The following is a 22,759-nucleotide window of genomic DNA, read 5'->3' on the forward strand; positions in this document are numbered from 1 at the left end:
GTTCCAGGGCGACGTGTCTGCAATTATCAGACTTTAAGAGTTCCGCTTATTTGAAAAATGCAAGACGAATAGTGCTATAACTACTAAACTGACGATGTATCCGGTGGCAATCATTGTACTCTTGTCAAACAAAAGCTGATTGTTCCAAACATCTATAAAGAGCTGGTTCATATGATAAACCGGATTCAAATTTGCAATTGTTTTAACGAATGTTGGCATAAGTTCGATGGGTATGGCGAATCCACCGGTAATCATAATGACTTGGAAAATGATAATGGAAAACACAAGTGCACCGTTCACATTGTTGAATAACGAGTAGATTGCGGAAGAAGTGATGAGAAGTATTACATTTAATAGAATGAAGAAAACGTATGATTTAATTAAACTAATAAGCTGGAATTCTAAATCGTAAGCAACGATTCCGATGGTATAAACTAAGAAAAATCCGATACTTGTTAGAATAATCGATTTTAAAATACTGGAAAACAACAATATTTTTTTCGGTACAGGTGTGAGGCGAATTCTTTTTTCTACGCCCGTAGTTCGATTCATTACTTGTTCAAATCCAAATGTGAAAAAGATCACACCAAAGGTAATAAGTAAGATAAACGATGGGGTATAGACTTGCCCGTAACTAAGATCTCCAGCGTACGTAAAATCACCATACAATTGCCCCATGAATATATACGTAACTGGTGGAACGACTACGATAAATAATAAGTAAAATAATTCGCGCGTGAACATGAGTAAGTCGAACTTAAGTTGTGTTGCTAGCATGCGGTTCCCTCCTTAAATTTCTACATTTTTCAAATAGAACTCATTAATCGTTTTGTAACCTGACGTTAGTAAATCGCTCGTAGTGTTAAACACTTCATTGACTCCATTATTTATCAGCATTACTTTGTCGCAATACATTTCGACTTCGTCCATATTATGGGTAGTCAAAATGACTGTCCCTTCGGTTCGCTCATTGTAATTTTTAATATAAGACCAAATGAGATTTCTCATATGCGGGTCAAGGCCAGTCGTTGGTTCATCTAAAATAAGCAGTTTGGGTTCCGATAAAAAGGCGATTGCAAGACTGACAATTTGTTTCCAACCGCCTGAAAGCTTGTCAAAGTACTTTTTCCGATACGGTTCTAATTTGAAATCTTCGATAATGTTTTCAATATCAACAGGAGATTGGTAATACGACTTAAACAACTTTAGCAACTCACCTACTTTTAACGTCTTATAAAACTGAGTTGGTTGTAGAACGACGGAAATGTTTTTGCGTACTTTTTCAAGTTGGTTTGCAGTAATGTTTTTTAAATCATAATTAAATAAAACGACACTTCCAGCATCATATCCCTTAATTGTCATAAGGGTTTCAAGAAACGTCGATTTCCCTGCCCCATTTTTCCCGATGACCCCAATTACTTCTCCCGCATAAGCCTCGAAATCAATACCCTTCAAAACTATGTTTGCTCCATATGCTTTTTGTAAATTGTTAACGCTAATAATAGCCACTTTATATCCCCCATTCGAATTGACTTTGTATATAAAGTGTATACGTATATTGGTTTCCGTACGCTCAAATTTAGACGACTCGCCTGAATAGGTAGCTAACTCGTAGAAAGTGCTCGGTGAAATGCAGGTTTAACAGAACCTTTACATGTTCCTAATAATTGCTTAACAAATGAACGGTATAGTTTGAAATGTAAGATACAGGTTCACCACTAGAACTCATCGAAGTGACCTTCTCAATCTGAAAGGAAGTGTGGATGTAGATTAAATCGTAAAAAAATAACATTCATTCTAAGCATGTACTTTAATTCTAGAAATGGAGGAATACAAATTGAAAACTTTTACCAAAGCATTGTTTTTCCTGGCAATAATTTTAGTACTAGGTGCTTGTAGTGACAAGGCCGACGAAGCCAGTAAAGAGAAAAAGGAAAATGGAAGTTCAGCGTCGGCCGATAGCGGTAGGGTTGAAATTACGTACTGGTATCCATTTGGAGATAAAATAGGGGAAAATAACGTGAATCTAGTAGAAATGTTTAACGATTCACAGGATGAAATTCTAGTCAATGCAGAATTTCAAGGAAACTACGCAGACCTTCACTCGAAAACTCAGGCAGCTTTCGCAGCAAAGAATGCTCCTGAAGTCACATTGAATGAAATTGCGACTATTGGTGTTTTTGCTAAATCCGGTATGACACAGGATTTAACTCCATTTACTGAGAAGGACGATATTGATTTGGAAGATTTCAATCCGGGTCTAATGGGGAATTCCTATGTGGACGGAAAGCTTTACGGACTTCCCTATCTACGAAGTACTCCCATTCTATATTTGAATGTAGATATGCTTGAAAAAGCTGGACTTGATCCAAAGGGACCGAAGAATTGGAAAGAGTTTGAAGAGTATGCAAGAGCACTTACGGTAGAAGGGGAAACGGTTGGTATGAGTATGCCTGTCGACATGTGGTTTTTCGAAGCTTTTGTAAGACAGGGAAAGGGTCAAATGATTTCTGATGATGAATCTGAAGTCACATTTAACGATGAAGCCGGTGTTGAGGCTTTAACATTTTGGAAAGAGCTTACCGAGGAAGGCATTATAAAAATACCGGGTGGAGAAGAGGCATCAGCTATAGCAATACAAGACTTCTCAAACGGTCGTTCAGGGATGTATTTCTCTTCAACAGCTAACCTCTCAAATGTTTTGGCATTGTCTGAAGAGAATGGATTTAAAGTAAACACTGCGTTTATGCCTGCAAATAAAGTAAGCGGAGTTCCAACAGGTGGAGCAAACCTTGTGATGATAGCGGGATTATCATCTGAAAAACAAGATGCTGCTTGGGAGTTCATCAAATGGATGACAGAGAAAGAGCAAACAATTTATGCAAGTAAATATACTGGTTACTTACCAAGTCGTCTATCTGCTATTGATTCGGAAGAAATGCAAGCCCTGTATGAAGAAGTACCTCAATATAAAGTTGCCGTCGATCAATTGAAAAATGGACATGCACGCCCAATGGCTGAAGCATATCCCGAAATCTCAACAATATTAAGAGATGAAATAACAAGAACATTACTTGAAGAAGATTTATCCCCTCAAGATGCACTAGACAAGGCTGCTGAACTTTCAAATCGATTGTTAAAATAAAGTTTTCGTTGTGTAGATCGGACGCAATACGATTGTATAGCAAAATCCAAATAAAAAACTTGGAAGAAGAGCATTCTGATAGACTCTTCTCCCTCGTTTTCTTAAAAAGGAGCAAACAAATGAAGCGGCTGAATGATATAAAAGTTATTATTTTCGATATGGATGGGACATTATATCAAGACTATACCTTCTTAGGGCGTTATATACAGTATTTATTGGAAGGTTCTCTGACAGAGCAAGAAATCGATCTAAAGATTGAGGAAAGTTATTTGATTCTTGAAGGAAAACATACTGTTCGTTTAGGTTACTTCATGGACAAAGAAAGTTTTGTTGTTCATGCCCATGAAAATTTTTTGCCGGTAAAAACATATTATTGGAATGGAATTGAAAAATCGAGTCAAAATGTAGTGATGGATACGCTCTTTTTCATCGGAGATCCATGGGGGATTGCAAATATCTATGCGGAACAATATGGAGTGAATCAGGAAATACGGAGCACTGCATTTGAAAAAGTGCGCAATGAAATGATTCAAAAGCCAACCGAAATTTATCGACATTCTCCATTATTCGATCAAATAGGGAAACTTGAAGTAGAAAAGAAAATACTTATGACAAACACGCCTGGAGTTACTGGTCCTGCATTTGTGAAACATCTTCAAATGGATGAGTTATTCGATGAGTATGTATACGATGCAAAAAAACCATTAGGTATGGAAATGGCTGTTAAAGAATTAATCGAAAATGGATATAAGCCGAACGAGATTTTATCGATAGGAGATAATCCTTACAATGATTTGTTTCCAGTCAAAAAACTGGGAGGAAGAACTTGTCTTATTTCGCAGTATGAACACCACGGGACGAATGAATGGGATTTCTCAGTTGAAACAATTGAAGAGTTAGCCCATTTGTTAAGTAACAAGACCGCGATTTATATATAAAAGCGAAAAAAGGAGATGTTTTGAATGGCTGAAATTAGGTTGGAAAATATCGTGAAAAAATTTAAAGATGATGTAGTGGTAAATAATATAAATCTAACCATTAAGGACGGTTCATTTACAGTTATTGTTGGACCATCAGGTTGTGGGAAGTCAACTACACTTCGTATGATCGCGGGACTTGAACAGCCTACAAGTGGTGAGATTTGGATTGACAACGAATGTGTTACACATACCCCTCCTGGAAAAAGGAATAGTGCAATGGTGTTTCAAAACTATGCACTTTATCCAACGATGACGGTTAGAAAAAATATTGAGTTTGGACTCGTAAATAATAAGGTGCCAAAAGCGGAGCGAAATGAATTAATAGCAGAGATTAGTGAAATCGTTGGTTTAACAGAATATCTGGATAAGAAACCACAAAATTTATCGGGCGGTCAAAGACAACGTGTTGCTTTAGCGCGAGCCATGGTGAAAAAGCCGAAAGTCTTTATTCTAGATGAACCACTGTCAAATCTTGACGCAAAACTTCGTGGGCAGATGAGAAAGGAATTGATTCACTTACATAAACGTCTGGGAACAACATTCGTTTATGTAACTCATGACCAGGTGGAAGCAATGTCCATGGGTGATGAAATAATTCTATTAAATAAAGGGGAAGTTCAGCAAGTAGATTCTCCTATGACTATGTATTATGATCCGAATAATATCTTTACAGCAGAATTTATCGGAACTCCCGCAATGAATGTATTGAAATATGACGATATGAAAAACGTTCTTCCGCTTTTTAATAAGAGTGTATATTATATCGGGTTTAAGCCTGAACAAGCGACTTTGACTACGATATCGAACGAAACTGCACATCAAATATCATTGCTTAGCAAAGTAATAACTGTAGAAACATTAGGTTCGGAAACGATTTATACAGTTGAAAACAGTGTTGGAGTGATGAATGTAAAAAGTTTTATAGATCCTATGTTGGATATTTCACAGATTCATATCAACATTCCTTATGAAAATCTTTACTTTTTTGATGAAGAAGGAAGCCGAATTAGGTCAGTCTCAATTGATGATTTCGCCCGTGAACATGAGTTAGTTGGAGGAATTTAAGATGGCTTGGATTAAATTTCGACCTTATGCAATGATCTTTCCAGCAATTCTTGTATTCTCCTTATTCTTCATTTACCCAATAGGATACATGATGTACTTGAGTATGTATGATTGGAATTTTGTTAATCCGGTTAAAGATTTTGTAGGACTGTCGAACTTTACAACTCTTCTTGCAGATGAGAAGTTTCTTGAAGTCCTTAGAAATACCTTTCTATATACATCATTAACTGTTTCGTTGACAATCTGTATCTCTTTGCTTTTTGCACTTTGGTTAAACAAACAAGGAACAATGTATGGATTTGTTCAAGGAGCCATTTTTAGCCCACATATCATTTCTCTAGTATCTATATCAATGCTTTGGATGTGGATTATGGATAAAGACTACGGATTATTGAACTGGTTTTTAAATTTGTTTGGTATATCTAGTGTTGCTTGGCTAACGGATCCGAACACTTCACTTATCTCACTTGTTATTGTTGCGGTGTGGAAAGGAATTGGTTTTAATACGCTTATCTTTATAGCTGGTCTTCAAAGTATCCCGCGAGATATATATGAAGCTGCTTCACTTGATAACACAAGTAAAATCAGAACGTTTTTACATCTAACGATACCAATGCTATCCCCAACAATGTTTTTCTTAACAATAATAAGCGTGATCAATTCGTTCCAAGTGTTTGAAACGATTTCAATTATGACGCAAGGGGGGCCCATTAACTCAACGAACACAATAGTCTATTACATATATGAGAACGGCTTCCGATTCTTTAAAATCGGTTATGCATCAACTGCGGGAGTTTTACTTCTCATCATTATTGGGTTGTTAACGATTGTCTATTTCAAAGTACTTTCAAAGAAAGTTCATTATCAATAAGAAAGGGATGGTATTTATGAAGAAAACGCCACTGAAAAATATTTTGAATGGACTTGCCTTATTGTTGGTCGTTTGTATTTTTGCCCTTCCTTTCTTGTGGATGGTATCTACGTCATTTAAAACGTTAGGTGAGACAATGGTTTTTCCACCTAAGTGGATACCAAATCAGTTTTTGTGGGAAAACTTTTCCAAGGCTTGGAATTCAGGTCCATTCCCCAAATACATTCTTAATAGTGTGATTGTCTCGGTAGGGATATTGGCTTTGCAGTTTTTAACAATTATTCCCGCGTCTTATGCCTTTGCCCGATATAAATTTAGAGGGAGTAACTTTTTCTTCGCTCTAACGATGATCACACTTATGATTCCAACACAACTTATTTTTCTACCTGTCTATTTGCAAATGAGTTCATGGGGGATACTCGATACGCTTTGGGCTCTAATTCTGCCTTTTGCTTCCAGCGCATTTGGAATTTTTTTATTGAGACAGTCCTTTAAGCAGGTTCCGGAAGAGCTTTTGGAAGCAGCGCGGCTAGATAATGCAAGTGAATGGAAGATTATCACGCGAATCATGGTGCCTATCGCTAAACCTGTTCTGATAACATTTGCTCTGTTTAGTTTTATTACACACTGGAATGATTACTTTTGGCCACTTGTTATGACGACAACGGATGCTTCTAGAACGTTGCCGCTCGGTATTACAAAACTACGTGAAGTAGATGGCGGTGTTGCATGGAACGTGTTAATGGCTGGGAACTTAATATTAGTTATTCCAATACTCATCGTGTTTTTCTTTGCTCAACGTCAGATTATCCAAGCGTTTGTTTACACTGGAGTAAAATAATGAAAATGAAATGGGGAAGTTTAAATGCTGAAAGCAGTAGCACACAGAGGGTGGTCGGGTAAGGCTCCTGAAAATACAATTGCTGCATTTTCACTTGCGATAGAAGACACATCGATTTATGCAATTGAATTGGATGTTCATCTTTCAAAAGACGGGGTACCCGTTGTCATTCATGACTATACACTGGAACGTACAACGAACGGAAAGGGTTTAGTTAGTGAATACACAGTTGAAGAATTACGCACGCTTGATGTGGGCCGGTGGTTTGACGAGAGCTTTTCAAACGAAAAGATTCCTTTATTAGAAGAAGTGTTGAAACTGGCTAAGGGGAAAACGAAAGTGTTTATTGAATTAAAACAGAAAGCCCGTTTTTATAAAGATATAGAAGTGAAAGTCGTGGAACTCATCCAACAACTTGAGATGCAGCAAGAAGTGCTCGTCATTTCTTTTGATCATCCTTCGTTAATGAAAATGAAAGAGCTGGATTCAACTATACAAATTGGTCTTGTTTATCTGGGCGTTACGACATTACAGGCTGAACAAATACAGCATACGAGTGCAAGTTATATTGGATTGCATCATGAGTTTATAACAAAAGAATTTGTAGATTCACTAAAAGATGTGGACGTTTTAGTAGGTGCGTGGACCGTCAATGATGCAGATGCAATTTTAAAGCTTGGAAAAATAAGCAGCGATTTGATCATTACTACAAATTATCCGGATTTAGTAGTCGATAATCGGAATTTACTGATCTAAAGTCTGTGTTAAAAACTTGAAAAGTGGGTGAGCTTATGAACAATTTGACGATTTCATTTATTATCCCTTCGTATAATGAAGCAGAAAACATCGCAAATGTATGTAAAGCGATTCACCACGAAATGAATCGTCACTATTATGGCTTTGAAATCATTTTCATTGACGATGGTAGTACGGATGAAACAATGGAAGAAATTCGAAAAGTTATATTTGCTTATCCAGAGGCAAGGTATCTTTCTTTTACGAGAAACTTCGGAAAAGAGTCGGCTATTTTAGCTGGCCTCCAACATGCTAAGGGTCATGCTGTAATTATGATGGATGCAGATTTGCAACACCCAACTTCAATGATCCCTGAGTTGTTGAAAGGATTTGAAGAAGGGTACGACCAAGTGATTGCGAAAAGAAACCGAAAAGGGGATTCACCTGTTCGTTCCGCACTTTCTAAATCATTCTACCGCTTTGTAAATAAGGCGGTGGATGTTCAATTGACGGATGGTGAAGGAGATTTCCGGTTGTTAAATCGGAAAGCAGTTAATGCATTGTTGCAGCTGAGTGAAGGAAATCGCTTTTCGAAAGGTCTTTACTCTTGGATTGGTCTAGAACAAAAAACGATTTCCTATGAAAATGTCGCACGTGAAGAAGGAGCAACAAAATGGTCTTTTTCAAAGCTTCTAAATTACGGAATTGATGGGATTGTTTCGTTTAACAATAAACCATTACGTCTTTGTTTCTATATGGGATCATTTGCTTTATCTCTTGCTCTTCTATATATATGCATTACTTTTTTTCAAATAAGTAAACACGGTGTGGATGTGCCAGGATACTTTACAACAATATCAGCGGTCCTCTTTTTAGGGGGAATTCAATTACTCTCTTTGGGGATAATTGGTGAATATATTGGTCGGATTTATAATGAAACAAAGAAAAGGCCTCATTTTTTGATCAAACAGACAAACATTGAGCAATCGATCGTTGAAGAGAGAGAAAAACATGCGGTTTATTAATGAAGAGTTCTTGAAGTTTATAGTAGTAGGGGTATTAAATACAGCCATCTATTATTTCGTTTTTTTGTTCTGTCTTCATTTTTTAAACTTGCATTATTTCGTTGCACATATCTTTTCAGTCGTAATCAGTATTGTTGGATCATTTTTTCTTAACACGAAGTATACATATAATGTGGAAATCACATGGAGAAAGTTTTTCTATTTTCCGCTTACACAACTTGTGAATGTAATCGTCACGATGTTATTGCTCGTATTATTGGTTGAATCATTACATGTAAATAGCCAGTTTGCACCTCTTCTAGCATTAGTTGTTACAATTCCGATTACCTTTATCATCACGGGAAGGGTGCTGAAGTCCGCGTGAAAGTTTTCTTTCGAAATAGAGGTAATCGGTTTCGGATGGGTATCCTTCTTATAAGTAGTTTTCTGCTCGCTTTTTTAAGTCATTTATTCTTTTTTTCTGAGTTCTTGGAAGGCAGGTATATGACGGGATTGAATGATGGGTTATCACAAATGATTCCATTTAAATATTTTTTATATAATGAGTATACAAACGGCAACTTTTTTTATTCGAACGAGTTTGGTTTTGGAGGAGGAACTTTTTCACAACTGGGTTATTATTTTTCTACTTCACTCGTTTTCATAAGTACAGTTCTTTTCACGTATTTACTAGAAGTGTTACATATTATTCAAAAGCCTGATTTATTATACTGGGCGAATGCAGTTATTTTCATAAGCATCATTCGATTGACATTAATTATTACGGTAACGACAACCTATTTTTCGATGATGAAATTCAAATTGTTTCCTGCCTTTATTGGGGCGAGTATTTACGGTACAAGCATCATTTATTTTAGACATGTAACGTACTGGGAGTTTTTTGCGGATGCAATGTTATTTTTGCCTTTACTGTTAATTGGTGTCGAAAAAATTATTCGGCATCACAATCCGCGCTGGTTTATTGTTGTAGTGTCTTTAAGTATGATTGATAATTTTTATTTTGCTTATGTGAATTTTCTACTGGCGGCTATTTATATCCTGTTTCGTTGGTTCTTTCGATTAAGTGAAAATGAAGTAAATAAGTTAAAGCAAACAAAACAATTTTTAATGAGTGGATTGCTGGGTTTCGGTGTAAGTGCAGTCTTTTTCATTCCTTCTGTTTATGGTTATTTAAATAATGACAGACCTCCTTATAAAGATTCGATATCTATGTTTGGTGTGGTAGATAACGTTTTATTGAACGGACGTATTGTTATTTTACCTACGTTTGCATTCCTGTGTTTATTCCTATTTTCGTTTTACAGGGATCGGCGTTTTGCACTTTTTGCCAGTCTGACTGGAGTATTAGTAATCTTACATTACAGTCCACTTGTTGCGAGTTTGTTTAATGGTTTTTCTGCACCGCAGTACAGATGGGAATACTTTCTTTCTTTGGCGGCAGGAGGCTTATCGGCAGCTGGATTCCAACTATTGAAGACTGTGAAAAAACGGCAACTTACATTTGCGATTATTGTGATATGTGGTTTGTATACTCTTTCATACGTTGCCGACCCGAAATTAATTATCTCATCGATTAAAGACAGTTATATGGTGTTTTGTTCGTTGATTATTATTTGTTCGGTAATTTTTGCGGCATGGAAACGGAAAAAGTGGGCGTACAGGTTCGTAGGTCTGATGATTTTAATTACAAGTCTTTTAACCGTAAATATGTTTCAACAAGATAAGTTAATGTATCAAGCAAAAGAGATAGGGTTAGAGAACGGAGTCTCGAAAGAATATATGCTAGGTGAAGACTATTTTGGTGTTGACCAAAGAAAGCTAGTAGGGAAGATTCAGGCGAATGAAAGTGATCCATTGGCACGAATAGATTGGATGGTTCCAACGAGAAATAATACGCCAATTGTTCAAGACTTCAAGGGAATGAGTGTCTATTCCAGTATATTAAACAAACATTTACTATCGTTTTATTTGAATGATTTAAAGATTGATATGGGAAGAGAAAGTGTAAGTCGCTATGCTTCACTTGGAAATCGAGCGAACTTATATGGAATTCTAAATGGGAAATACTACATTTCGGAAAATGAAGATGGAAATGTTCCTTATGGATTTTCTAAATACGCTAAAGAAGGGAATTATACTGCATATAAAAACAATTATGCATTACCCTTTGCCCGTGTAACAACGGAAGTTTATTCAGAGAAAAGTTTGGCAGTTGCCTCAGCTTTAGCGAAAGAGCAAGCGATGCTCCGAGGAATCATTTTGGAGAATGCCTTGGATGAAAATCGTCCGATTCCAGAGAGTGTGAACATAATCAGTCAAACACAGGTTGTAGAAGTGAATTCAAAATATGAGGACGATATCCTTACAGTAACGGGTAAGGAAGGCGGACTGGATATTGTAGTAGAAGAAATAAATGAAGACATCGAAGATCTATTCGTTTCGTTTTACCTGAAGAAGATAGGAAGCGGAAAAGATTATAACCTAAAAGTGAATGATTTCGTAACAGAGCGAAAGAATAACGAATCCATTTACCGAACGAATGTCAATGACCTCACAATAAGAGTTGCAAATGAAAAACGTATTTCCATTCGACTTCCGAAAGGGAATTATTCATTAAAGGACTTTGAATTATTCGGTGAGAATTACGAAGTACTTAAATCAGCCAAAAGAAAAAGCGAGGTAGAGAAAGAGATTCCGGTGATATGGGAAGGCAACACGGCTACGTTATCTTATATAAATGATACAGGACAAAAGTATTTGACTGTGCCCATTCCTTATGAGAAAGGATGGTCTGTTAAAATCAATGGTGAAAAACAAACAATTGAGCGAGCAAACTATGCATTTACAGGTATAAAGTTGAAACCAGGTATAAATGATGTGAAATTTAAGTATTATCCACCATTCTTTTTTCCAGCATTGTTCCTAACGTTACTTTCTATGCTAGTGACATTTATTGCTTTTAGGGAGAAGAAATAGGCTGCCGGAGAAAATGAAGGCCGTAATGGCTGAACTGAGTGCAAGCAAATCGTGTTTGCTTGCACTCAGTTTGGTTTGCTTGCACTCGGCACTCGTTGCTTGCACTCCGGTTGTGTTTCCTTGCTCCACGCGCTCATTTGCTTGCAAGTAGTGACTTTCGGACTAACTATATATAAGGCGAGCCAATAAAAAAAGGGGATGTCACAGAAAATCAGTTTTAACTGACTTTCTGGACAGCCCCTTCTCGCCGAACTAAACCAAGTTTGCAGTTATAGCGAGTGGAATTACGCAACTACGATTATCCTCGGATCCACGCGCATCGGGCTGGTGTGTATAATGATTAATGTTCTCGTAGATGACTGCTGCTTTTTCAAGTAGTTCTTCAGTGTCTATATCAATGGCGGAAACCGTTATTTTTTCATCACCAATATCAATTAATCGAAAAGCGGGTTGGTCTAAACATGATGAGGTCTGAATAAATGACCAATTGTCACGCTGAACGATTGAATCCTTGTGAGTATGGCCGTTAAAATAAATTCCAACGCCTTGCTTTTGGTCGAGAATCCTCCACATATCAATGCTGGGATGAATCGAACCATTTTCACCATCTGATCTTTCGGTAGTATTGTATACGGGATGGTGTGCGAATACGAGCAATGGCTTTTCACCCGACTCTTGTACAATATGTTCGAGCCATTCTTGTTGGTCTTCGTCTACCCAACCACCCCAAACTTCAAAATCTAATTCTCTTGCTGTATCTAAAAATACAAAAACTGCTTGGTCTGTTTCAAATGAGCTATATCGCTTTTGTCCTGTAATTTCTAACAACTCATCTTTGGGTAATGAGTACACATCGTGGTTGCCAAGGACATGAATAAATTCTCTGTGGTCTCCTAGTAGTGAATAAATACCTTTAAGTTCTAGTGGACGACCGAAATTTGTTAAGTCTCCAACGGATACATGCAAATCCGCGTCTACGTTTAAAAAACATCCAATAAATTGTTCGTAAAACTCTTCACGTGCTTCAAAAAGACCGGGGACTGTTTCGTCAATTGCGGGATAGTGCAAATCACCAATTAGCACAATTTTCAAATGAAATCTCCTCTCGAGTCATGCTCGTTTTTTAGTTTAGAAATCAGTAAGGATAACGATTTCTACTCTTTATTATAAAGAAGGCATATTAACGTTTTAGTAAGATACGGTTAAGAATTTGTAAATTCGTACTAAGTATAAGTAGCATGTCGAAGTAATCGCCTTTTAAATTCTTGTTATTAAATGTCACCAATATGTCGGATGACAAACTGTTCCATCTTTAGTATTCTGATAACAATAGATTGTGAAGTTTTTGTGAGGAGGGTTTAATCATGAAGCGAATCGTGTTACTTCTTTTAATTGCCGTTACGATGGTTGGTTGTTCGAATGTATACAGTGCAGACGAGGGATATCGTATGTCGCTAATTAATTATGGTTTTCCGATACCAAAAAATTCGAGTGAAATTAAACCTGAAGCCTGTGTGGGTGAAATATCGAAGTCTTCCAAATATAAATTAAAAAATATTGGCGGAGATGAAAATGGCCCCCCAGCACATTATCTTAATGAGATTAAGGAATGGGGTTGGGAACCTGTAGAAGAAAGAAGCAGCGATATGATTCGTTTCTTTAGTAAAGAAAATATAACGATATGTGTGTTGTTTAATAAGAACGTGTTCGATGTTTATGAAATCACAGCTGAAAAATAAACTTTAAGGAATCCATGATGAGTGGGTTCTGTTTTTTTAGTAATAAATATATTCTGAAATTTCATTGTATTGAGATAAGACTTTGTTTATAATTAAACATTAATACTACTAGTAAGAGATAAGGGGGAGTTTAATTGAAAATCAAAAAGTATGGCTTACTTATGTTGGTTGGATTATTATTTATCTTTATTGTAGGTTGTACAAATGATTCGGCGAATGAAGATGAGAAAGAAACTACAGAGCCGGACAAGTCTACTGAATCGACAGAAACTGATGAACCAAGCACTGATTCAGCTTATACAGGTGGAGAAATCCGTGTAGCTTTAAATACACAACCGCCATCTTTGGATCCTCATATGGGAACTGCGACTGCAACAAAGGACGCAGCAAGACCAATTTTTGAAACGCTTTTAGCTTTAAATGCAAATTATGAAGTTGAACCAATGCTTGCTGAAAGTTATGAACAAAGTGAAGATGGTTTGCAATTCACATTTAACTTAAGACAAGGCATCAAATTCCATAATGGCAACGAAATGAAAGCAGAAGATGTTGTTGCGTCGTTAGAACGTTGGGTTAGTAAGGCGGGAAGAGCGAAGAATGCAATTGGTGATGGGAAATTTGAAATAGTAGATGAATATACTGTGACGTTAACTCTACCTGAACCTTCTGTAGGAGCGTTACATGTTTTGGCATCATTTAATCAGTTTGGTGGAATTATGCCAAAAGAAATCGTTGATAATGCACCTGTAGATGGAATTACCGAATACATTGGTACAGGGCCATATAAATTTGTTGAATGGAAGCAAGATCAATACATTAAGTATGAACGCTATGAAGAGTATCAACCTGTTGAAGGAACACCGAGTGGATTAGCTGGAAAACGTGAAGCGCTTGTGGATACTATTTTTATTGAGTTTGTAGCGGACAGTTCAACTCGTGTTGCGGGTATGACTACAGAGGAGTATGACATCGGCATTGCAATGCCTGTAGATAGTTATGACCAACTTAAAAGCATGGATGAGTTGAAAACTGAAATAGCTTTAGCAAGCGGTCCAGTTGTTGTTTTTAATAAAAAAGAAGGTTTGATGACGAATCCAGATATGCGCCATGCGTTTAATATGGCACTTGACTACGATTCCGTTATGAAAGCCGGATTTGTAAGTTCTGATTTCTATCGATTGTCTCCGGGAATTATGTTTCCAGAACAAAAAGATTGGTTTACAGACGTAGGGAAAGAAAATTATAATCCAAACAATCCAGAACTAGCAAAAGAAATGTTTGAAAAAGCGGGCTACAATGGAGAAACGATTCGCATCTTGACGACTCGTGACTATGAATACATGTACAATATCGCAATTGTTGTACAGGCTGAACTTAAGAAAATTGGTGTACCTGTAGATGTTCAAGTATTAGATTGGCCGACTTTGTTGGAGAAGATGAAAGACCCGTCTGCTTATGATTTAGTTACTACTGGCTATTCAACAGTGACGGATCCAACGCAACACCTTATATTTGACCCTAAAAATCCCGGTTGGAATGACGATGCAAAAACAGCTGAATTAATCGCTAAAATTAGAACTTCATCTACACCTGCAGAGGCGTTCCCGTATTGGGAAGAACTTCAAGAACACACATGGATGACCCAATTGCCGTATATACGTTTTGGAGATAACTATGTATTATACGCCTATAATAAAGGTCTAGAAGGATTTACTCAGTTTGAAGGACTTGTACTTTGGAATATAGGTAAAAAACAAGACTAAATATCGCTACATTACAACTATGTTTTAAATAAACCGGGGGAAATTCTCCGGTTTATTTTTTGGTTTTCTTAGAGAATCTTGTAGTACTTATAGAAAATAGTATCTAATTTTACTAAAAGATTTTAAAAAGAAATCTGGAAAAACGAAACTTTTCTAATTCGGAAAACGTATATATAGCACGTGGAAAACAAGTTGGGAAAGTATCCGGAAAATGGGGATTAAAAATGACTCTCCCAATTTGTAGTCTCATTTCATATGTAGTAATATTTAGATTAACATTAAGATTGGTTTCAGTTAGAGATACATATTCTTTCTGAACAATGGAGGAGTGTTTCATTTGGCAATTATTTTGCAAAAAGGACAAAGAATCGATTTAACAAAAGGTCGTCCTGGACTTGAGAAAATTACTGTAGGACTTGGTTGGGATCCGATTGAGCAGAAGTCTAAAGGCTTACTTGGCGGGCTTTTTGGCGGCGGTGGTAGTGGTTCGAATATGGATATTGATGCTTCAGTCATAATGCTGGAAGATGATAAGTTTCTGAGTAAAGAAAATCTGGTTTACTTTGGTAATTTAAAGAGTAAATGCGGTAGTATTACACATACAGGTGACAATATTACGGGTGAGGGTGATGGGGACGATGAGCAAGTCATTGTAGACTTGAAACGTATTCCAGCTAATATAAATAAACTTGTTTTCGTTGTTAATATCTACGATTGTGTAAAGCGTAAGCAAGACTTTGGACAAGTTGAAAACGCATTTATTCGCGTAATGAATTCGTCTAATAATGAAGAATTACTAAAGTTTAACCTTTCCGAAAGTTACGCGGGATCTACTAGTCTAATTGTTGCAGAAATCTATCGACATGGTAGTGATTGGAAGTTCGGTGCAGTTGGAACGGGTTCTATGGATCCGGGCTTGTCTCAAATGGTTCAGCGTTATAGCTAAATAGTAAAGTCTGTTCAATAAAGCTTTTTCACGAAAATAATATAATAGAGGAAGAGGTTGTCTAAATGGCTATTTCATTAAGTAAAGGACAAAAGATAGATTTAACAAAAAGTAATCCTGGATTATCGAATATTACTGTTGGTGTAGGTTGGGATACGAATAAGTATGATGGTGGACAAGATTTTGATCTTGACTCATCTGTATTCTTATTAGATGCAACTGGGAAATGTGCAAATGAATTGGATTTTGTTTTCTTCAATAATCTTGAAGGCGGAAACGGTTCAGTCGTTCACACTGGAGATAATTTAACAGGTGAAGGCGATGGCGACGACGAGCAAGTTAAAATAAGCTTGGCGAATGTGCCTGCAACAACTGAGAAAATTGCTTTTGCAATCACAATCCATGATGCAGAACAGCGCAGTCAAAATTTTGGACAAGTATCGAACAGTTATGTTCGAATTGTCAATGATGCGAACGGCGAAGAGCTTGTGCGTTATGATCTTGGAGAAGATTTCTCTATTGAAACAGCCGTTGTTGTTGGCGAACTATATAGACATGGTGCTGAGTGGAAATTCAATGCAATCGGTAGTGGTTACCAAGGCGGACTTGGTTCACTAGTAAAGGATTATGGACTTCAAGCTTAATATTGAGTTCCGTACAACCCGCTAAACGCTATATAACGGGCTGCTTCGATCGACTATTGTTATTAGGAGTGAGATAAATGGCAATTATTTTATCAAAAGGTCAAAAAATTGATTTAACAAAGACAAACCCAGGTCTTGTAAGAGCTGTTATTGGACTTGGTTGGGATACGAATAAATATTCGGGTGGACAAGACTTTGATTTAGATGCTTCTGCATTTCTGGTCGACGCTTCGAACCGTTGTCAGAACGATCATGATTTCATCTTTTATAATAATCTTGAACATCCAAGCGGTGCGCTATTGCACACTGGGGATAACCGAACTGGAGACGGGGACGGGGATGATGAACAAGTAATTGTTGATTTCTCCAAAATCCCTGCTTATGTAGATCGAATTGGAATCACTGTAACGATTCACGATGCAGATGCAAGAAGTCAAAACTTTGGTCAGGTGACAAATGCTTTTGTTCGACTTGCGGATGAAGCGACAGGCGAAGAATTACTTCGTTTTGATTTAGGTGAAGACTTTTCGATTGAAACGGCTGTTGTTTTTTGTGAACTATATAAGCATGGAAACGACTGGAAATTCAACGCTATTGGCAGCGGTTTTTCTGGTGGTCTGGCTTCACTTTGTCGGAATTACGGTTTAGAAGTTTAAAAGATTTCTTACGCGAGTCGATTGAGTTAAGCATCAAGCCTCCGTAGAAAAATACATCGCTATATTCATTTACAACAGGAGGAACTAATGGAAATTCTTAACGGTATATTAAGTACGTATGCAGCCTTTTTTGACTGGGATATGTGGGTAAATGTATTGACTGATCCTGTAAGTTGGGGCCTAATAGGAACGCTAATCATATTAGAAGGTTTATTATCAGCAGATAATGCCCTGGTTTTAGCCGTTATGGTAAAACATTTGCCAGAGAAGCAACGAAAAAAAGCCTTGTTTTATGGATTACTAGGAGCTTATGTATTCCGTTTTATTGCAATTGGAGTAGGTGTCTTCTTAATTCAGTTATGGTGGGTAAAAGTATTAGGAGCAGGTTATCTCGCTTGGCTATCGATTAAGTACTTTATCGATAAATCCAAAGAGAATGGTGAAGAAGGCGAGATTAAAGGGATCAACAAAAAAGGTATTTTAATCCGTCTTTTCGGTACATTCTGGGGTACGATTGTTGCAGTTGAAATAATGGATATTGCGTTTTCTGTAGACAGTGTACTCGCAGCTTTTGGTGTTAGTGAACAGATCTGGGTGCTACTACTTGGTGGTATGCTCGGAGTGCTCATGATGCGAGGAATTGCTGGTGTATTCTTGAAGTTGATTGATAAGGTTCCTGAACTCGAAACGACTGCGTATATCTTAATCGCAATAATCGCTTTGAAAATGGGCTTAAGTGTTATTCATATTGAGATTAGTCACTATGTATTCTTTGGTATTTTGATTGTTACATTCATAGCAACATTTATCGTTCACCGTATAAATTTGCGTAAAGTTGCAGTATAAAGAGATTGAAAAGGAGGAGGCCTGTGTCTTCTTCTTTTCATTTATAGAAATATGAGCATGGGGAAGGTGAAATGAGTGAGATATTTTAACGACTTACCGGCAATGCATAAAGAAAGTTTGTTTTATCGTCAACCAAAAATGATTACTAAGTTTACTGATAAAAAGAGCTTATCCTATAGCCTTGGTCCTATTTTGTATATGCCTGCTACAAGATTGGATATTGCTGATTTAATTATTAAGAACAAGTTCAAGGCGTTAATAACACTCGTTATTTGTTTGGAAGATGCGGTTGGCGATTTAGAAGTTGAAATTGCTGAAGACCTATTAATTGAACATATGAAAAAGATAAATAGTGCTGTTCGGGATGGACTGTTAACACAGGATTCGACGCCACTTATTTTCGTTAGAGTGAGAAGTGTAGGACAAATGTCTTCGATAGCAAGTCGACTTGGTGATGCAGTGAAAAGTTTGGTAGGATTTGTATTTCCAAAGTTCTCTTCAGAAAATGCAGAAGGATACCTCGCCGAGCTTCGCCAAATAAACGAACAGTCCGGTTCAATTCTTTACGGTATGCCGATTTTAGAATCGCCTCATGTACTCTATAAAGAACGAAGGTTGGACGAATTGCTTAGTTTAAAAGATACCGTTGACCGATATAGTGATCTTGTACTCAATATACGCATTGGAGCTACGGATTTATGTGGATTATATGGTCTCAGAAGGGACAATGAGACGACGGTTTATGAGATTTCAATTATTAATGAGCTCATTACAGATGTCGTAAATGTTTTCGGTAGAGAACCAGGGGGCTACGTAGTATCGGGTCCAGTATGGGAACATTTTTCATCCAACAGTCGCATTTTAAAACCACAGTTACGAGAAAAACCATTCCACGATCATCTAGGTTCAGAAGGTTTGCTTCTTAGAAAAGAATTAATTCGAAAAGACTTTGATGGTCTCATACAGGAAACGTTGCTTGATAAAGCGAATGGTCTCGTTGGGAAAACGATTATCCATCCGTCACATCTTTTACCGGTTCAAGCATTACATGTAGTTTCAAAAGAAGAATATATGGATGCGCTGGCAATCGTTTCACAGGCAACTGGTGAAAAGGGTGTCATTAAAAGCGAATATCAAAACAAGATGAATGAAATCAAGCCGCATTTAAACTGGGCAAAAAAGGTATTACTTAAGTCGGACATATATGGGGTGTACAATGAAAACAGCACGTTCATCGATTTATTGTCCGAGCCGGTTTACACATAAAGTTGGTGAGAGTCTCGTTGTAGAGGTAGAGCTGACAGAGAATCCGTACGATCTTCCGGCCGAAACGTTATATGAAATGGCTGCACGCATCAATAAGAAACGTTCTTTTTTATTTGTCAGTAAAGTACTTGGGAAACACATCCCTACCCGACCTGAAATTCCTTTAATCGCTTCTGCCCTTCTTGCTTCTATTTATTATGAAGGGAAAACAGGTAAGCAAGCGCATGAGAGCGTACAGCTTATTGAGGCTTTGAAAGACGGTTCAATTGTGAAAACGCAGGCGGCATACTCTGTAGTAAAGGACCTAAACTATTCACTTGGTGAACCGGTTGTTTTTATTGGATTTGCTGAAACGGCAACAGCACTTGGTCACGGTGTCTTTGAAAGTTTTTCCGATGCGGACTATATTCATTCAACGAGGGATTTACTTCTGAATGAAGATGTGACTCTTTATTTTGAGGAAGAACATTCTCACGCAACGGATCAGAGATGTTACGCACCAGAACATTTATTGAACAATACAAAGCCTATTTGTCTTGTGGATGATGAAATTACGACAGGGAAAACGGCCTTAAATATCATAGCGTCCATTCAAAGACGATATCCCCGAAAAGAGTATTCCGTGTTGTCCGTTTTGGATTGGAGGAGTGAAGAGGATCGGCGTTTGTTAACGGAATTTGAAGTGGAACACGGAGTAACCATTCATACGTACTCGTTAATGTCTGGTAAAATCCAAGTAGTTGGAACCCCTTCATTCGATGAAACTGAAGTTCATTCGGAGAAAAAGAGTGCCGAAGAAACAAAAGTAAATCGGATCAGCTTGAGTTCGGTGCCAACAGATTTTCCTCATCATTTACACGTCTCAGTGGACTCGCTCGGGATTGAAAATAAGTCGCCTTTCTCTGCGATTACTGGGAGATTTGGAATCCATTCAGATAGCAAAAAAGAAGTTGAGGCATTTTGCGAGCGAGCTGGATTGTATTTGCAATCGTATCGCAAAGGGAAGAAAACATTGTGTCTTGGTACAGGAGAATTCATGTATTTACCGATGAAAATCGCTTTGTATATGGGAACTGAAGTTTTATATCATTCCACAACAAGAAGTCCGATTTATCCGATTAATCGTGAGGGTTATCCCATAAAGAATCGTTTTTCTTTTAAGAGTCCAGACGACCCAAAGGTAATGAATTATACGTATAATGTTACCGAACAGAACTATGATGAAGTATTTTTGTTTTTTGAAAGGCCGATAGATGATGAAAGACTTCAGCCTATGTTGGAGCAGTTTAGTGGAATACCTGTAATTCATATTGTGGATTTTACTTAAAGAGGGGTGTTTAAATGCCGCAACAAGAGAAAGTGAAAACGCTTTTAGGAAGCTATTCATCGGATGACGTCATTTTTTTATTAAAAGATCTTTCAGAAATAGACTTGGAAAAAGGCTTGGATGAGAGAGAAAAAGCAATTCAAAGTGGAATTCATTATTCGGAAATGCTTCCGGTAGAATATGAGCCAACGGAAGACTATTTAAAATTATTTTATGAGTCGCTTACCATGTATAAGCAAAAAGTGGCCGTGGCTGTTGGTACAGTTACTGAGCTTCTTGTCGAGAAAAAAGGCCGTAATATTGTCTTAGTTTCACTTGCTCGGGCAGGCACACCCATCGGTATTCTTATGAAGCGATATGCGGACAAGAAATACGATATCAATGTGCCTCATTACAGCATTTCGATTATTCGTGGACGTGGTATCGATGAAAACGCAATGTTGCACATCATTCATACGCATCCCCATCAACAAATTGTTTTTGTTGATGGCTGGACTGGTAAAGGTGCCATTGCGATAGAATTGACGCGGTCAGTGGAATCGTTCAAGGAAAAGTATGGAATTACTCTAGATGATGAACTTGTTGTATTGGCTGATCCTGGTTACTGTTCATCTTTATACGGTACAAGAGAAGATTTTCTCATTCCGAGCGCTTGTTTAAATTCAACAGTTTCAGGTCTTGTGAGCCGAACAGTATTAAATAGCAATTGGATCAGTGGAACGGATTTTCACGGTGCGAAGGTTTACTGGGATCTTATAGAAAAAGATGTATCGAATCATCATATAGATGTGATTACTGAAGAATTCGCTACTGCGGGCTCATTGATCCGTAAAGCGAAAGAAGAGCTGTTGAAAACGGATATGACACCAACTTGGAATGGGCTGCAAACAATTGCCTCGATTCAAGAATTATACGGCATTGATGACGTCAATCTGATTAAACCCGGTGTAGGAGAAACAACACGTGTCCTACTGCGCCGTGTTCCGTGGAAAATTCTTGTGCAAGATGAGAATGATCCACGTTTAAAACATATTTTCCAATTAGCGAAAGAGCGCAGTGTTCCTATAGAGGTTTATAAGGATATGGTTTATACTTGCTGTGGACTCATTAGGCCTTTAGATATGGATTTATGATGTTTGGATGCGACTTGGATGGCACTCTGATTTATTCTTACAGATCTTTGGGTATGGACAAAGGAGACTCGCCAATTCGGTGTATAGAAATGAATAAAGGTAAAGAACTGTCCTATATGACTGAAAAGGCAATTGTGCTTTTACAGGAACTTTCGGAAAAGATGATGTTTGTTCCGGTGACGACGAGAACAGTCGAGCAATACAATCGCATTTCACTTTTTAAAGATGAAATCCGTCCTACTTATGCTGTTGTTTGCAATGGCGGAATTGTTTTGGAAGATGGACAAATTGATTTGAATTGGCAGGAGTATATACGTAAAAAAGTTTCGAAGAGTAAAATATCAGTAACAGATATTAAACGAAAAATAGAGAAGACGTCTGATTCTACATGGCTCGAATCGATTCGTGTAGTGGATTTGTTTTTTATATGTATAATTATTAAACCAGACTTCACACCTCTTCATATTCTTGATGAATATTCAAAGTGGGCAGAAGAAAATGATTTGTTATTCTCGATACAAGGTCGAAGAGTTTACTTTATTCCTTCTTTTATTAACAAATGGGATGCAGTTCAGTATATTGCCGAAAAAGAAGACAAGAAGACAGTTTTTGCAGCAGGTGATTCCCTACTCGACGTCGATATGGTTGAAAAGTCGACGTTTGGTTTAATTCCACGACATGGGAGTGCGGCAGCAAAACATGCCCATCTTGGATTGACGCAGGAAAAAGGTGTTTTGGCTGCAGAAGAGATTATTGAAAAAGTTCTTTCAAGAGCAGCTGGACACAACTTTTAACACTCGT

General features: G+C 37.4%; 22 protein-coding genes. 19 read left to right on the plus strand and 3 right to left on the minus strand.

The annotated features are described in order from the left end of the window. Positions 1-33: 33 nt before the first annotated feature. On the minus strand, positions 34-777 hold the full coding sequence (locus ACFSFY_RS17415) for an ABC transporter permease (RefSeq protein ID WP_381540325.1): 744 nt from the start codon (positions 775-777) through the stop codon (positions 34-36). Between the two features lie 12 nt (positions 778-789). Further along, positions 790-1,509, minus strand: coding sequence for an ABC transporter ATP-binding protein (locus ACFSFY_RS17420; protein ID WP_381540327.1), 720 nt, complete (start codon positions 1,507-1,509; stop codon positions 790-792). Between the two features lie 328 nt (positions 1,510-1,837). Between ACFSFY_RS17420 and ACFSFY_RS17425 the strand changes: the two genes are divergently transcribed. The 9 genes from ACFSFY_RS17425 to ACFSFY_RS17465 all read left to right on the plus strand — a co-directional run bounded on the left by ACFSFY_RS17425 (position 1,838) and on the right by ACFSFY_RS17465 (position 11,638). After that, the gene (locus tag ACFSFY_RS17425; RefSeq protein WP_381540329.1) at positions 1,838-3,145 is read left to right on the plus strand and encodes an ABC transporter substrate-binding protein; all 1,308 of its coding nucleotides are present in this window, start codon (positions 1,838-1,840) and stop codon (positions 3,143-3,145) included. Positions 3,146-3,264: 119 nt separating this feature from the next. Then, positions 3,265-4,083: an HAD family hydrolase gene (locus ACFSFY_RS17430; RefSeq protein WP_381540331.1), complete on the plus strand. Its 819-nt coding sequence runs from the start codon at positions 3,265-3,267 to the stop codon at positions 4,081-4,083. A gap of 24 nt (positions 4,084-4,107) precedes the next feature. Continuing rightward, positions 4,108-5,190: an ABC transporter ATP-binding protein gene (locus ACFSFY_RS17435; RefSeq protein ID WP_381540333.1), complete on the plus strand. Its 1,083-nt coding sequence runs from the start codon at positions 4,108-4,110 to the stop codon at positions 5,188-5,190. Between the two features lies 1 nt (position 5,191). Continuing rightward, entirely contained in the window at positions 5,192-6,061 is an 870-nt protein-coding gene (locus tag ACFSFY_RS17440; RefSeq protein ID WP_381540335.1) for a carbohydrate ABC transporter permease, read from the plus strand. A gap of 16 nt (positions 6,062-6,077) precedes the next feature. Next, positions 6,078-6,902 (plus strand): carbohydrate ABC transporter permease, encoded by an 825-nt coding sequence (locus tag ACFSFY_RS17445; protein WP_381540337.1) that lies wholly within the window; start codon positions 6,078-6,080, stop codon positions 6,900-6,902. 24 nt (positions 6,903-6,926) lie between these two features. Further along, on the plus strand, positions 6,927-7,658 hold the full coding sequence (locus ACFSFY_RS17450) for a glycerophosphodiester phosphodiesterase (protein ID WP_381540339.1): 732 nt from the start codon (positions 6,927-6,929) through the stop codon (positions 7,656-7,658). Between the two features lie 35 nt (positions 7,659-7,693). Continuing rightward, the gene (locus ACFSFY_RS17455; protein ID WP_381540342.1) at positions 7,694-8,662 is read left to right on the plus strand and encodes a glycosyltransferase family 2 protein; all 969 of its coding nucleotides are present in this window, start codon (positions 7,694-7,696) and stop codon (positions 8,660-8,662) included. Further along, positions 8,649-9,026, plus strand: a complete 378-nt coding sequence (locus tag ACFSFY_RS17460; RefSeq protein WP_381540344.1) for a GtrA family protein — start codon at positions 8,649-8,651, stop codon at positions 9,024-9,026. Before ACFSFY_RS17455 ends, ACFSFY_RS17460 begins: the two co-directional genes overlap by 14 nt. A gap of 35 nt (positions 9,027-9,061) precedes the next feature. Beyond that, entirely contained in the window at positions 9,062-11,638 is a 2,577-nt protein-coding gene (locus tag ACFSFY_RS17465; RefSeq protein WP_381540409.1) for a YfhO family protein, read from the plus strand. 252 nt (positions 11,639-11,890) lie between these two features. On the opposite strand, the gene ACFSFY_RS17470 is transcribed toward ACFSFY_RS17465, so the two are convergent. Beyond that, positions 11,891-12,721, minus strand: a complete 831-nt coding sequence (locus ACFSFY_RS17470) for a metallophosphoesterase family protein (RefSeq protein ID WP_381540411.1) — start codon at positions 12,719-12,721, stop codon at positions 11,891-11,893. 281 nt (positions 12,722-13,002) lie between these two features. Here ACFSFY_RS17470 and ACFSFY_RS17475 point away from each other — a divergent pair, with 281 nt between their 5' ends. The 10 genes from ACFSFY_RS17475 to ACFSFY_RS17520 all read left to right on the plus strand — a co-directional run bounded on the left by ACFSFY_RS17475 (position 13,003) and on the right by ACFSFY_RS17520 (position 22,752). After that, positions 13,003-13,377 (plus strand): hypothetical protein, encoded by a 375-nt coding sequence (locus tag ACFSFY_RS17475; RefSeq protein ID WP_381540347.1) that lies wholly within the window; start codon positions 13,003-13,005, stop codon positions 13,375-13,377. A 134-nt stretch (positions 13,378-13,511) separates the two neighbouring features. Next, entirely contained in the window at positions 13,512-15,140 is a 1,629-nt protein-coding gene (locus tag ACFSFY_RS17480) for an ABC transporter substrate-binding protein (RefSeq protein WP_381540349.1), read from the plus strand. Positions 15,141-15,477: 337 nt separating this feature from the next. Further along, positions 15,478-16,086 (plus strand): TerD family protein, encoded by a 609-nt coding sequence (locus ACFSFY_RS17485; protein ID WP_381540351.1) that lies wholly within the window; start codon positions 15,478-15,480, stop codon positions 16,084-16,086. A 65-nt stretch (positions 16,087-16,151) separates the two neighbouring features. Continuing rightward, positions 16,152-16,730 (plus strand): TerD family protein, encoded by a 579-nt coding sequence (locus ACFSFY_RS17490; RefSeq protein ID WP_381540354.1) that lies wholly within the window; start codon positions 16,152-16,154, stop codon positions 16,728-16,730. A gap of 77 nt (positions 16,731-16,807) precedes the next feature. After that, positions 16,808-17,386: a TerD family protein gene (locus ACFSFY_RS17495; RefSeq protein WP_381540356.1), complete on the plus strand. Its 579-nt coding sequence runs from the start codon at positions 16,808-16,810 to the stop codon at positions 17,384-17,386. A gap of 87 nt (positions 17,387-17,473) precedes the next feature. Next, the gene (locus ACFSFY_RS17500; protein ID WP_381540358.1) at positions 17,474-18,232 is read left to right on the plus strand and encodes a TerC family protein; all 759 of its coding nucleotides are present in this window, start codon (positions 17,474-17,476) and stop codon (positions 18,230-18,232) included. 75 nt (positions 18,233-18,307) lie between these two features. Further along, positions 18,308-19,498, plus strand: a complete 1,191-nt coding sequence (locus ACFSFY_RS17505) for an HpcH/HpaI aldolase/citrate lyase family protein (protein WP_381540360.1) — start codon at positions 18,308-18,310, stop codon at positions 19,496-19,498. Further along, positions 19,449-20,825 carry a phosphoribosyltransferase family protein gene (locus ACFSFY_RS17510; protein WP_381540363.1) on the plus strand — a complete coding sequence of 459 codons (1,377 nt, stop codon included), beginning with the start codon at positions 19,449-19,451 and terminating at the stop codon, positions 20,823-20,825. The genes ACFSFY_RS17505 and ACFSFY_RS17510 overlap by 50 nt, the downstream gene beginning before the upstream one ends. A gap of 14 nt (positions 20,826-20,839) precedes the next feature. Beyond that, the gene (locus ACFSFY_RS17515; protein WP_381540366.1) at positions 20,840-21,958 is read left to right on the plus strand and encodes a cysteine protease StiP family protein; all 1,119 of its coding nucleotides are present in this window, start codon (positions 20,840-20,842) and stop codon (positions 21,956-21,958) included. 89 nt (positions 21,959-22,047) lie between these two features. After that, positions 22,048-22,752 (plus strand): hypothetical protein, encoded by a 705-nt coding sequence (locus tag ACFSFY_RS17520; RefSeq protein ID WP_381540369.1) that lies wholly within the window; start codon positions 22,048-22,050, stop codon positions 22,750-22,752. The last annotated feature ends 7 nt before the right edge of the window (positions 22,753-22,759 follow it).

Source organism: Sporosarcina siberiensis (assembly GCF_042681925.1).
Lineage (GTDB): Bacteria > Bacillota > Bacilli > Bacillales_A > Planococcaceae > Sporosarcina > Sporosarcina siberiensis.

Coding starts and splice junctions, on each gene's coding strand:
- ACFSFY_RS17415 (WP_381540325.1), bottom strand. CDS start 777: ATGCTAGCAACACAACTTAAGTTCGACTTACTCATGTTCACGCGCGAA.
- ACFSFY_RS17430 (WP_381540331.1), top strand. CDS start 3,265: ATGAAGCGGCTGAATGATATAAAAGTTATTATTTTCGATATGGATGGG.
- ACFSFY_RS17435 (WP_381540333.1), top strand. CDS start 4,108: ATGGCTGAAATTAGGTTGGAAAATATCGTGAAAAAATTTAAAGATGAT.
- ACFSFY_RS17440 (WP_381540335.1), top strand. CDS start 5,192: ATGGCTTGGATTAAATTTCGACCTTATGCAATGATCTTTCCAGCAATT.
- ACFSFY_RS17445 (WP_381540337.1), top strand. CDS start 6,078: ATGAAGAAAACGCCACTGAAAAATATTTTGAATGGACTTGCCTTATTG.
- ACFSFY_RS17450 (WP_381540339.1), top strand. CDS start 6,927: ATGCTGAAAGCAGTAGCACACAGAGGGTGGTCGGGTAAGGCTCCTGAA.
- ACFSFY_RS17455 (WP_381540342.1), top strand. CDS start 7,694: ATGAACAATTTGACGATTTCATTTATTATCCCTTCGTATAATGAAGCA.
- ACFSFY_RS17460 (WP_381540344.1), top strand. CDS start 8,649: ATGCGGTTTATTAATGAAGAGTTCTTGAAGTTTATAGTAGTAGGGGTA.
- ACFSFY_RS17465 (WP_381540409.1), top strand. CDS start 9,062: ATGGGTATCCTTCTTATAAGTAGTTTTCTGCTCGCTTTTTTAAGTCAT.
- ACFSFY_RS17475 (WP_381540347.1), top strand. CDS start 13,003: ATGAAGCGAATCGTGTTACTTCTTTTAATTGCCGTTACGATGGTTGGT.
- ACFSFY_RS17490 (WP_381540354.1), top strand. CDS start 16,152: ATGGCTATTTCATTAAGTAAAGGACAAAAGATAGATTTAACAAAAAGT.
- ACFSFY_RS17495 (WP_381540356.1), top strand. CDS start 16,808: ATGGCAATTATTTTATCAAAAGGTCAAAAAATTGATTTAACAAAGACA.
- ACFSFY_RS17500 (WP_381540358.1), top strand. CDS start 17,474: ATGGAAATTCTTAACGGTATATTAAGTACGTATGCAGCCTTTTTTGAC.
- ACFSFY_RS17510 (WP_381540363.1), top strand. CDS start 19,449: ATGAAAACAGCACGTTCATCGATTTATTGTCCGAGCCGGTTTACACAT.
- ACFSFY_RS17515 (WP_381540366.1), top strand. CDS start 20,840: ATGCCGCAACAAGAGAAAGTGAAAACGCTTTTAGGAAGCTATTCATCG.
- ACFSFY_RS17520 (WP_381540369.1), top strand. CDS start 22,048: ATGAATAAAGGTAAAGAACTGTCCTATATGACTGAAAAGGCAATTGTG.